We start from the raw sequence: 11,538 nt of genomic DNA, 5'->3' as shown, positions 1-11,538 counted from the left end.
TTGTTTCGATGGGTTACATGGTGACTGGATACGTCTCCCGGGCGGTTTCCTCGGCCGCCGTGCTTAATCGGTTCACCTTGGGTGGATCCTTGATCCACCACCCGCGGGAGACGGCGGGCGACGACTACGCGGCGGCCCAGCGCGCCATCCTCGACACCATCCGCCAGCGCGCCGAGCAGGCGCTGCCCGCCGAGCTCCGCCCGCCGCCGTTCCCGCCGGCCTCGGACACCGGCCTGCTCGTGGCGGCGCTCCGCGCGTGGGCCGAGGCGTGCCCGCGCCCGCTGGCGCTCTTCTTCGACGAGATCGACGCGCTCCGCGGTCAAGGGCTCCTCAGCGTGCTGCGCCAGCTCAGGTCGGGCTTCCCCGAGCGGCCGGATCACTTCCCCGCCTCCGTCGTCCTCTGCGGCCTCAGGGACGTGCGGGACGACAAGGCCCAGAGCGGCGGAGATCCGTCGCGGCTCGGGACCAGCAGCCCGTTCAACGTCAAGGTCGAGTCCATCCGCCTCGGCGACTTCACGCGCGACGAGGTGCGCGCGCTCTACGGGCAGCACGCCGAGGAGACCGGCCAGCCGGTCACCGACGCGGCGATCGCCCGCGCCGTGGAGCTCACCGGCGGCCAGCCGTGGCTCGTCAACGCGATGGGCCGCGAGATCGTCGAGAAGATGCGGGTGCCCCCGGGCGAGGCGATCACGGCGGCGCACGTCGAGGAAGCGAAGGAGCGCCTCATCCTCGCCCGCGCGACCCACCTCGACTCCCTGGTGGCGCGCCTGATGGAGCCGCGCGTGCGCCGCGTCCTCGAGCCGCTGCTGGAGGGAGGCTTCGCGGGCGGCGACACGTACGACGACGACGCGAGCTACGTGCGCGACCTCGGCCTGGTCGCGCCGGACAGGCCGCTCCGGATCGCCAACCCGATCTACCGCGAGGTGATCGTCCGCGTCCTCGCGAGCCCCGCCGAGGACGCCATCGCCGTCGAGCCGCGCGCGTTCGTCCGGCCCGACGGCCGCTTCGACGTCGAGCGCCTGCTGCGCGAGTTCGCCGCGTTCTGGCGCGAGCACGGCGCGGTGCTCGCCGGCCGCATGCCCTACCACGAGGTGGCGCCGCAGCTCGTGCTCATGGCGTACCTGCAGCGCGTGGTGAACGGCGGCGGCCACGTGGACCGGGAGTACGGCGTCGGCCGCGGCCGCATCGACCTGCTCGTGCGCTGGCCCTACGCCGGGGAGGACGGCAAGCGCGCCTGGCAGCGGGAGGCGATCGAGCTCAAGGTGTGGCGCGCCGGCGAGAAAGACCCGCTGCCGAAGGCGCTCACCCAGATCGACGCCTATCTCGACGGGCTGTCCCTCGACACCGGCGTCGTGGTGATCTTCGACCGCCGGCCCGGGGCCGACCCCGAGTCGGGCACCCGCTTTGAGGAGGCGCTCACCCCGTCGGGGCGCCGGGTCACGGTCCTCCGCGCCTGACCGGAAGGCCCGTCCGAAGGCGCTCTCCGCTGCGTCGACGGGCCGTGCAAGGCGATGGGCGCGAGCGCGCCGTCACCGCCGCCGCACGACGAACATCGCCGCGAAGTACCCGTCCGTGCCGTGCACGTGCGGCAAGAGCCGGAACGCGTCCCCGCCCCCCGCGAGCTCCCGCGCGAGCTCCGCGTCGAACGGCGCCGGCTCGAGCCGGACGCCGAGGTCGTCGTCCGCCGGCCCCGCGAGCCGCGCCGCCACGGCCTCGCACTCCTCGCGCAGCACGCTGCACACCGCGAACACGAGCCGCCCGCCGTCCCGGGCGCGCGTCGCCGCGCGGCGCGCGATCGCGACCTGCAGGTCGGCGAGGCGCGGGAGGTCGTCCGCCGCGCGCCGGAGCGCGATCTCCGGGCGCCGCCGCAGCGTGCCCACCCCGGAGCAGGGCGCGTCCACGAGCACCCGGTCGTAGCCCTCGGGGACGTCGCCCGGGCCCACCGTCCAGTCGACGGCGTACGTCTCGCGGACGAACGCCGCGGCCCGCTCCAGCCCGCCGCGCGCGCCCGCGCCCCCGACCTCGGCGCCTGCGCCCTCGGCGCCCCCGCCCTCGGCGCCTGCGCCCTCCGAGCTCGCCGGGGGCGCGCTCAGCGCCGCGCGCAGCTGCGAGAGCTTCGCGGGATACAGGTCCGCCGCGTCCACCGCGCCCCCGGGGAGCACCGCGCGCGACAGGAGCCACGACTTGTTGCCCCGGCCGGCGCAAGCGTCGAGCACGCGCTCGCCAGGCCGCGCGCCGAGCGCGAACGCGAGCGCCTGCGCCCCCTCCTCCTGGCCGATCCACGCCGCGCCGAAGCCCGGGAGCCGCCGCAGATCGCCCGCCCCACGCGCGACGATCGCGGCCGGCGAGACGCGCCCCGCCTCGAACGTCGCGGCGGGCGCGGCGCCCCGCAGCGCCGCGAGCCACGCGTCGCGGTCCTCGCCCGGCGCAAGGCAAAGGCCGGTCGGCGGCGGCACCGGGCCGGCCGACAGGAACGCCTCGGCCGCAGCGCGGCCGAGCGACCGGCGCAGCGCGCCCCGCAGCCACCCCGGCGCCGAGGCGACCACCGCGTCGGCGAGCGGCGGGCGACCGCCGGCCTCCACCGCCGCCGCGACCTTGCGCAGCACGGCGTTCGCGAACGCGCCCACGCGCGGCCCACCGGCCGCCTGGGCGCCGTCCACCGCCTCGGAGACGGCCGCGAACGAGGGGACGCGATCGAGGAAGCACAGCGAGTACGCGCCCATCAGCACGTGCGCGCGCACCAGCGGATCCGCCGTCCAGCGGCCCTTCGCGGCGAGCTCGGCGATCCGCGCCTCGAGCGCCGCCTGCGCGCGCAGGACGCCGTAGACGAGCTCGGTCGCGAGCCCCACGTCCCGCGGGTCGAGCGCCGGGGCGCGGCGCAGCTCGGCGTCGAGGGCCGCCGACGCGAACGCGTCCGAGCCCCACACCCGCGCGAGCACGCGCGCGGCCACCGCGCGCGCGGCGCTCTCCCCGGAGCGCCCCGCGGCGCCGCCCCCGTCGCGCCCGCCGCGCCCGTCGCGTTGCGCCCGGTCAGCCAACGAGCTCCTTGAACTGCCCCTGGATCACGTCCCAGCGGCGCTCGACGTCGTTCTTGAACGCGATGCCCATCAGACCGATGAGCACCATGAGCCCGACCAGGCTCGCGATCTCGCGGACGCGCAGCGGCAGCGGGCGCCGCAGCACGGCCTCGAACGTGAAGAACAGGAGGTGACCGCCGTCGAGCACGGGGATGGGCAGGAGGTTGATGAGCCCAAGGTTGATCGAGATGACCGCCATCGCCCAGACGAAATAGCTGACCCCCTTCGCGCCCTCCTCGCCGATCACGTCGTACACCGTGATGGGGCCGCCCAGCGTGGAGATGCTGACCTTGCCCTCCATGATGCGGACGATCCCGACCACGATGAACCGGATGACGTCGTACGTCTCGTCGATGGCGCTCTCCAGGGCGAACCGGAACGCGGACGGGCTCTCGACGTAGGGCTCGGCCACCATCGGCGACCAGTTCGACGCGCGCAGGTAGAAGCGCGGGCGGTGCTGGCCGTACTCGTCGACCCAGTCCTCGCGCCGGAGCTCGATCGTGCCGCTCTTGCGCTGGCCCGAGCGCTGCCAGGTGATCACGTGCGGCCGGTCGGGCGCCGCGAACAGCCGCTCGACGAACGTCGACCAGGCGGTGACCTCGACCCCGTCGACCTCGGTGATGCGATCGCCCGGCCGGAGCTCGGCGTCCCACTCGGCCGAGCCCACGGGCACCTCGGCGACGTAGAGATCGGCCGGCTCGATGCCCGTCCGCGCCAGCAGATCGCCGTGGCCGCTCTCCGGGGTCAGCGCGGCGACGCCGGACTCGTAGACGGCGAGCTCGGCCAGCCCGCCGAGCGCGTGCGGCACCGGCACCGGGCGCAGGTACGTGACCGGCACCGTGGCGCCGCGGCTCTCCTCGAGCGCGAGCTCCAGGTCGGCGAACGTCTTCACCGGCGTGCCGCGCACCTCGGTCACGACGTCGAAGGTGCGGAGCCCGGCGCGGAACGCCGGCGAGTCGGGCCGCGAGACGCCGACCACGGCGGCAGGGCGGCTCGGCTTGATGCCGATCTCGCCCACCCGATCGACGATCTCGAGCGGCTTCTGGACGACCTTCTCCTCCGGGACGACCGTGACCTCGACGTGCTCCTTGTCGCGGAACACCTTGAGCCGGAGCTCCTGGTTCGGGCTCTTGGCGACGATGCGGTGGAGCTCGGCGAAGGTGCTGACGCGCTCGCCGTCCACCTCGAGGATGCGATCGCCCGGGAACAGCCTGCCCTCGGCCGGGTGCCCCGGCAGGACCACGCCCACCGTCGGCGGGACGAAGCGGCTCTCCCCGATGAAGACGGCGAAATAGAGGAGCACCGGGAAGAGCACGTTCATCGCCGGGCCGGACATGACGATGATCACGCGCTTCCAGAGCGCCTGGGACTCGAAGGTGCGCTTGCGATCCTCGGGGAGCACCGCCTCCTGCCGGTTCTCCTCGAGCATCTTCACGAAGCCGCCGAGGGGCAGGAGCGCGATGCAGTACTCCGTCTCCCGGCCCCGCAAGCGCAGCACCCGGGGGCCGAAGCCGATCGAGAAGGTGAGGACCTTCACGCCGAAGATCTTCGCGCACACGAAGTGGCCGAGCTCGTGCACGAAGATGAGCACGGAGCAGAGCAGCGCGAAATACAGGAGGTCCACGGCGGCGGCTCTCTTTACGCGAGGCCGGGCGCGGTGACCACTGGGGAGCGACGGCTCAGCGGGGCGGCGGCCTCGGCAGGTCGCCGTCGGCGCGGCCCGCGCCGTTCGCGCGGGCGCGCGCCCCGAGCACCCTGCGCCGGGCGCGGCGGAGCGTGAGCTCGGCGGCCTCCTCGTCGGTCCGGAAGCGGTCCTCGAGCGCAGCGAGCAGCTCGTCCGACCAGGGCTTGCCCTCGGTCGCCTCGATCGCCTCGAGGAGCAGGCGCGCCCGCGCGCGCCGCTCGATCTCGGCGCGGTAGCGCTTGCGCTGCACGAGCAGCATCGTCACCCAGACCGCGAGCGCGACCGCGGCCGCGCCGAGCAGCCAGGTGATCGTGCTGACGAGCTGCGCGCCCTGATCGGCGAGGTGGCCGATGCGCGAGAGCATCGAGTCGTCCCGCCGCTCGCCCCGCTGCTGCGCCTCGATGAGCGCGTCGTTCGCGCCGGCGACCATCTCGCGGCCGACGACGCGCGCCGTTTTGCCCAGCGCGCGCTGGAATTCCTCGCTGCCGAGCAGCGACGCCACCCCGGGGCCGAGGTTCTCGGCGATGACCGCCTGGAGCGCCGGGCCGAGCTGCTCGCGCATGGCCGCCGCCACGGACGGGCCGAGATCGGCCTCGCCGAGGCTCTCCTTGAGCTGCTGGACGCTCGCCTCCACCAGCGATCCCGCCGCGCGCTGGAGCTCGCGCCGGCCGTCCTCGTCGAGCGCCCCGTCGAGCGCCCCGCGCATCGCGCTCCGCACGACCCCCCGCGCGTACTGCGCGGTGAGCGCGTCGATGCGCGCGGCCCGGTCCTCCTCGCTCAGCGCGCCGAGCGTGCCGTCGATCAGCCCGGCGACGAGCTGCCGCTGCGCCGCCCTGATCTCCGGGCTCGCCATCATCCGCGCGACGCGCCGCTGGGTCTCCGCCTCCTCCAGCTTGCGGAGCCCCTCGTCGATCGCCGCCGGCGTCTGGACCCGGGCCACCTCCGCGTCCACCGAGGTGATCCGCGTGGGCAGGGCGCACCCGCCGGCGCCGAGCACCAGACAGAGCGCGGTGAGGAGCCCCAGGACACCGCCGGATCGAGCGCCTCGCGCACGCATGAGAGGGCGCTTTGCATCGCCGATGCCCGCCGCCGGTCCGTCGCGCCGCATGCGCACGAGCCCAACGCACACGCGCGAGAGCTCACAAAAACCTGCAATTCCGCCTCGTGGCGAAATGCCACAGAGCACAGAAGTGAGTCAATCGCGCGCCGGAGGCCCGCGAGCCCCGCGCATCCGTGATATCTCACCGATAGAAATCGGCCGGGCGCCGCGCCCGCGAGCGGACGCCCCCGGCGGACGGTCCCCGGGCCGGTTCTCGCGATGTGCCCCCCAACGAACTGCGAGGTCCCATCATGAAGCACACGATTGAGCACGACCTGAACGACAGCGAGGCGAAGGTGGCCACCGAACGAGCGATCGCGCAGTACCGAGAGCGGTACGCGGAGTACGAGCCGTTCCTCGTGTGGCGCGACGAGAAGCGCGCCGAGCTCGGCTTCTCGGTGAAGGGGGTCAAGCTGAAGGGCAGCATGGAGCTGCGCCCCGGCGCCGTGGACGTCGATCTCGACGTGCCGTTCCTCCTGCGCCCGTTCAAGGGAGTTGCGATCGCCGCCATCGATAAAGAGGTTCGCCACTTCATCGAACAGGCGCACAAGGAACGGGCGCAGGGCGGGGGCAAGACCGCCTGAGCGAGCGGCCTGATCCGCCGTGGACATGAGCGTCCGCCGGCGCTATGTTGGTGCGACAGAATTCACTTCGCCGGCCGAAGCACGCCTCGCAACATGACTCACTCCAGTGCTCGGCCGGCAGGGGCTGTCTCCTCGCCGCGCGCCCTCGATCTCGCCGCGGCGCTCACCGCGCGATGGCCCTGACGGCCGTCAGCTTCTGCGAGGCGAGCACGAGGTGGATGGTCGTGATGCGGCCGCGCGCGTCGACGTCGCAGCGGATGACGTACCGAGGCGCCGCCTTGTCGACGGGGGCTCCGCGCTCGACGACGAGGCCGAGGAGGCCGTTGAGCAGGCGGCTCTCGTAGCGGAGGTCCCCGCCGCCCTCGTGCCGCAGCAGGCCGACGAAGAGCCGCGCGACCCGGCTCGGGCCGACGACGATCCGGCGCGCGGCCCTGTACTCGCCGTTCGCGTCGCTGACGACGCGGACCCCCTCGCTGAGCAGGGCCTCGATCGCGGCGACGTCCTGCGTCGCCAGGGTCTCGAGGAAGCGCGCGAGCGCCGCGCCCGACCGCTCGACCAGCTCGGGCGAGGGGCGGCAGCGCTCGCGCTCGTACGGCTCGAGGGCGCGGCGGGCGCGGTGGTGCGTCGTCTTCACGCTCGCCTCCGACAGGCCGAGCGCGTCGGCGGTCTCCTGCACCGAGTAGTCGAAGACGTCGCGGAGCAGGAGCACGGCGCGCTGCTGCGGGGTGAGCGCCTCGAGCGCGATCAGGAACGCGAAGGACGCGCTCTCGAGCAGATCGTAGCGGCCCTCGGTGCCGTCCTTGCCCGGGATCTCGAACGACGGCGGCTCGGGCTCCGTCTCGATGGGCGAGGGGAGCCACGGGCCGTCGTAGGGGCGGCGCTTGCGGCGCCGCAGGGCGTCCCGACCGAGGTTGAGCGCGACGCGCGCGAGCCACGGCCGGACGGGCTCGTCCGTGCGCGCGGGCGGGCGCTCCAGCGCGCGGACGAACGTCTCCTGCACGATGTCGTCCGCGTCGGCGGCGCTGCCGGTGAGCCGGTAGCAGAGGGCCCAGAGGAAGCGCTCGTGCTCGCGGTAGCTCGCGGCGACGAAGCTCGGCGGCGGGGCGAGCGCCGCGCGCGCAGCGGAGGAGGCCGTGGAGCTGCTCATGGATCGCCCGGGTAACCCCGTCACGCCGCGCGGTCGAGCGTCCATCGCGCGCGCGCGATGAGGGCCGCGGCGGCGTCCCGCGCGCTGCCGAGGCTCGCGTCGGCGAGCATGCCCGCCGGCCCGACCCAGTCGCCCGCGAGGTAGAGCCCGTCGACCCCGGGGACGCGGACGCCGGGGCGCCCCGCGGTGCCGCCCCCCTCCGCGGCGACCACGGCGTTGGAGACGACGAGCGAGGGCAGGAAGCGGCGCTCGACGAGCGCGTCGCGGTAGCCCGGCTGCGCGCGCTCGAGGAGGTCCTCGAGCTCGCGCTCGGGGTCGCGGCCGGCGAGCTCGGGGCCGTACTGGACGGCGTGGAACAGGGCGCCGCCCTGGGGGGCGAGGCGCGCGACCTCGGAGTGGAGCGACAGGTAGAGGGGGCGGTCGATGCCGAGCACGACGCGGGAGCGCGGGCGGGGCAGCCGGGACAGCGCGACGTCGAGGCACGCGGCGCGGACCGGGACGGCGCGCTCGGCGTACGCGGCGAGCGCCGGGACGTCGGGCGCGAGCGCGGCGGCGGCGCGCGGGCTCGCGGCGACGAGCGCGGCGCCGGTGCGGAGGCGGTCGCCGTTCGCGAGCTCCACGAAGGAGACGGCGCCGCCCTCGGCGGCGACGCGCGTCGCCCGCACGCCCGTGAGGATCTCCACGCCGGCCGCCGCCGCGGCGGCGCGCAGGCCGTCGACGAGCGTCTGCCAGCCGCCGTCGAGGTAGAGCACGCCCTGGCTCAGGGCGAGCTGCACCTGGCCGAGCGCGGCGCCGGCGCTCTGGCGATCGGCGTCGGCGCAGTAGGTCGTCAGCCGGACGAGCATGCCGACGAAGCGGCGCACCTCGGGCGTCCGGAAGGCGTCGCGGAGCCAGGTCGAGACCGGGACCGCGTCGAGCGGGGCGGGGCGCATCGCGGCGAGGCCGCCGAGGACGCGGCCCACCTCGAGCTTGGCGGCGAGGCCGAAGAGGCCCGTCGTGAGGAGCGACAGGGCGCCGGACGGCAGGGTGTGGAGGGCGCCGCGGTCGAGCGCGAGCGCGCCCGACCCGGGCGGCGGCGCGCCCGTGTACCGGACCCCGAGCTCGCGGAGCACCTCGTGCGCCGGCCCGCCGCGGTAGAGCGCGTGGGCGCCGAGGTTCAGCGAGAAGCCGTGGCTCTCCTGCGTGACGGCGCGGCCGCCCGGCGCGTGCGCCTTCTCGATTACGGCGACCGACCGGCCCGCCCGCCCCAGGTACGCCGCCGCGGCGAGGCCCGCGAGCCCGCCGCCGACCACCACCACATCTTTTGTGCGTTCCATTACAGTTCCCCTTTCCTGGCGGTATCACGATCGGGGGTGCGGAAAGGTTACGCGCGGCCGGTCGATTTTCGGGGCGGGCCCGGAGGGGAGGCGGGCCGGGGCTCAGGTGGCGCGGACGAGGGGCGTGTCGACGAGGGGCGCGGAGACGAACCGCGCGTCGCCGAGCAGGTCGATGGGCGCCGTCGGCTCCTCGAGGTGCTTATCGGGGCGCAGGCGCGGCGGGTGCAAGGTCGGCCCGGACACCTGCCAGCGGTGCTTCTCGTGGAGATCGCGGAGGACGGGGGCGCCGGTCAGGATCGGAGTGAGCGTCTCGGCGCTTGCCGCCTCGTCGAGCGAGCGCGGATACTCCACGATCGTCCCGAAAGGCTGGATCTCGGCCGAGGCCCGGAGTCGTATCCGCGCGGGGCGGCGGGCTGCTGGCCGCGCAGCAGCCCGCGCGCCGGGCCGCATCGGCGCTCGCCTCCGGCCGGGATCTCGTGCAAAGTCCGGCGCAGCATGAAGAGGCTCCTGCTCACCAGCGCGCTCCCCTACGCCAACGGGCACATCCATATCGGCCACCTCGTCGAGTACACGCAGACGGACATCTTCGCGCGCTACTGGCGCATGGCCGGGCGTCGGTGCATTTACCTGTGCGCCGACGACACCCACGGCACGGCGATCATGATCCGCGCGCGGCAGGAGGGGCGGAGCGAGGCCGACGTCATCGCCGACATGAGCGCGGCGCACCAGCGCGATTTCGCGGCGTTCCAGATCCGGTTCGACCATTACGGCAGCACGAACTCTCCCGCGAACCGGGCGCTGTGCGAGCAGATCTGGGCGTCCTTGCGCGAGCGCGGCATGGTGACGACGAAGGACGTCACGCAGCTCTTCGATCCGAAGGAGGGCATGTTCCTGGCGGATCGGTTCGTCAAGGGCACTTGCCCGAAGTGCGGGGCCGAGGACCAGTACGGCGACAGCTGCGACCGGTGCGGCTCGACCTACGCCGCCACGGATCTGGTCGAGCCGCGGAGCGCGCTCACGGGCGCGCGGCCCGAGGTGCGGAGCGCGCAGCACCTCATGGTGGCCATCGAGCCGGAGCGGCCGTTCCTCTCGACGTGGACGCAGGGCGAGGGGCGGATGCCGAAGGAGATCGCGAACTACCTGGCGGGCCACTTCCTGTCGGAGCCGCTCCGCGATTGGGACGTGTCGCGCCCGGCGCCGTACTTCGGGTTCGAGATCCCCGACGCGCCCGGGAACTACTGGTATGTCTGGTTCGACGCGCCGATCGGGTACATGGCCGCGAGCAAGGAGTGGTGCGACCGGGAGGGCGAGGCGTTCGACGACTGGTGGCGATCCGAGGAGACGGAGATCGTCCACGTCATCGGGAAGGATATCGTCTATTTCCACACGCTCTTCTGGCCGGCGATGCTGCGGGCCGCGCGCTTCTCGCTGCCTTCCCGCGTGCAGGTGCACGGGTTCCTCACGGTGAACGGGGAGAAGATGTCGAAGAGCAAAGGCACGTTCGTGCTGGCCTCGACGTACCTGAAGCACCTCGACCCGGCGTACCTCCGTTATTACTACGCGAGCAAGCTGAGCTCGAAGGTCGACGACATCGATTTGAACCTGGAAGAGCTTGTGAACAAGGTGAACGCCGAGCTCGTGAACAAGGTGGTGAACCTGGCGAGCCGGTCGTCGCGCTTCGTGGCCCAGACGGGCCTGTCGGCGGTCTATCCGGACGACGGTGGGCTGTTCGCGGCGGCCGCGGCGGAGGCGGACGCGATCGGGGCGGCGTATGCGGCGTTCGATTACGCGCGGGCGACGAGGATCATCGTGTCGCTGGCGGATCGGGCGAACGAGTATGTCGATCGGATGCAGCCGTGGGCGCTCGCGAAGCAGCCGGAGAAGAAGGCCGAGGTGCAGGCCGTGTGCACCGTGGCGCTCAACCTGTTCCGGCAGATCGTGATCTACCTGGCGCCGGTGCTGCCGAAGCTCGCCGACGACGTGGCGCGGCTGCTCGGGGGCCCCATGGACCGGTGGGAGCTCGCGAAGACGCCGCTTGTGGGGACGCCGGTGGCCGCGTATGAGCACCTCATGAAGCGGGTCGATCCGGGTGCGGTGGAGAAGATGATCGCGGAGGGCCGTCCGGCCGAGGAGGCGGCGGCGCAGGCGGGAGCGGCGGGAGCGGCGGCGGCGGGAGCGTCGGTGGCAGCGGCGGCGGGGGCGCCGGAGGCGGGGGCGGCAGCCGCCGCGGGCCAGGCGGCGGGCGGGGGCGCGGCCGCCGAGGACGACGGCGCGGCGCTCGCCAAGGAGCCGCTCGCGCCGGAGTGCACGATCGACGACTTCACCAAGGTCGACCTGCGCGTGGCGCGCATCGTCGCGGCGGAGCACGTGCCCGAGGCGAAGAAGCTGCTCAAGCTGACCGTCTCGCTCGGCGGGGAGGCGCGGCGGACGGTGTTCGCCGGGATCAAGGCGTATTACAAGCCCGAGGATCTCATCGGGAGGCTCGTTATCGTGTGCGCCAACCTGGCGCCGCGGAAGATGAAGTTCGGCCTCAGCGAGGGGATGGTGCTCGCGGCGGGGGACGAGACGGTGCACCTCCTGGCGCCCGACTCGGGGGCGAAGCCGGGGATGCGGGTGCACTGAGGCGAGCAC

Annotated in this window: 9 protein-coding genes; 3 read left to right on the top strand and 6 right to left on the bottom strand. The window is 73.9% G+C overall.

What is annotated here, in order from left to right:
* Positions 1-8 precede the first annotated feature (8 nt).
* Complete coding sequence (locus tag WME83_RS45150; protein ID WP_437315904.1) at positions 9-1,457, top strand: ATP-binding protein; 1,449 nt, start codon at positions 9-11, stop codon at positions 1,455-1,457.
* Positions 1,458-1,529: 72 nt separating this feature from the next.
* Here WME83_RS45150 and WME83_RS45145 read toward each other — a convergent pair whose 3' ends face one another.
* From WME83_RS45145 to WME83_RS45135, 3 genes are read right to left on the bottom strand one after another with little or no spacing between them, the layout of a single operon-like run.
* Positions 1,530-3,038, bottom strand: a complete 1,509-nt coding sequence (locus WME83_RS45145) for an RsmB/NOP family class I SAM-dependent RNA methyltransferase (RefSeq protein ID WP_437315903.1) — start codon at positions 3,036-3,038, stop codon at positions 1,530-1,532.
* Positions 3,031-4,701, bottom strand: coding sequence for an RIP metalloprotease RseP (gene rseP / locus WME83_RS45140; protein ID WP_437315902.1), 1,671 nt, complete (start codon positions 4,699-4,701; stop codon positions 3,031-3,033). Before rseP ends, WME83_RS45145 begins: the two co-directional genes overlap by 8 nt.
* Positions 4,702-4,756: 55 nt before the next feature.
* On the bottom strand, positions 4,757-5,818 hold the full coding sequence (locus tag WME83_RS45135) for a hypothetical protein (protein ID WP_437315901.1): 1,062 nt from the start codon (positions 5,816-5,818) through the stop codon (positions 4,757-4,759).
* A gap of 293 nt (positions 5,819-6,111) precedes the next feature.
* Here WME83_RS45135 and WME83_RS45130 point away from each other — a divergent pair, with 293 nt between their 5' ends.
* Entirely contained in the window at positions 6,112-6,444 is a 333-nt protein-coding gene (locus WME83_RS45130; protein WP_437315900.1) for a polyhydroxyalkanoic acid system family protein, read from the top strand.
* Between the two features lie 163 nt (positions 6,445-6,607).
* Here the strand turns inward: WME83_RS45130 and WME83_RS45125 are convergent, their stop codons facing one another.
* From WME83_RS45125 to WME83_RS45115, 3 genes are all read right to left on the bottom strand, one after another.
* A complete protein-coding gene (locus WME83_RS45125) occupies positions 6,608-7,591 on the bottom strand; it encodes a sigma-70 family RNA polymerase sigma factor (RefSeq protein ID WP_437315899.1) in 984 nt (327 codons plus the stop codon).
* Between the two features lie 20 nt (positions 7,592-7,611).
* Complete coding sequence (locus WME83_RS45120; RefSeq protein ID WP_437315898.1) at positions 7,612-8,907, bottom strand: phytoene desaturase family protein; 1,296 nt, start codon at positions 8,905-8,907, stop codon at positions 7,612-7,614.
* Positions 8,908-9,009: 102 nt separating this feature from the next.
* Positions 9,010-9,258, bottom strand: a complete 249-nt coding sequence (locus WME83_RS45115; protein WP_437315897.1) for a hypothetical protein — start codon at positions 9,256-9,258, stop codon at positions 9,010-9,012.
* A 144-nt stretch (positions 9,259-9,402) separates the two neighbouring features.
* Between WME83_RS45115 and metG the strand changes: the two genes are divergently transcribed.
* The gene (gene metG / locus WME83_RS45110; RefSeq protein ID WP_437315896.1) at positions 9,403-11,529 is read left to right on the top strand and encodes a methionine--tRNA ligase; all 2,127 of its coding nucleotides are present in this window, start codon (positions 9,403-9,405) and stop codon (positions 11,527-11,529) included.
* Positions 11,530-11,538: the final 9 nt, after the last annotated feature.

Source organism: Sorangium sp. So ce385 (assembly GCF_051474135.1).
GTDB lineage: Bacteria > Myxococcota_A > Polyangia > Polyangiales > Polyangiaceae > Sorangium > Sorangium cellulosum_D.
Note: the sequence above shows the minus strand (reverse complement) of the source record. Positions and strands in the feature narration are given on the sequence as shown.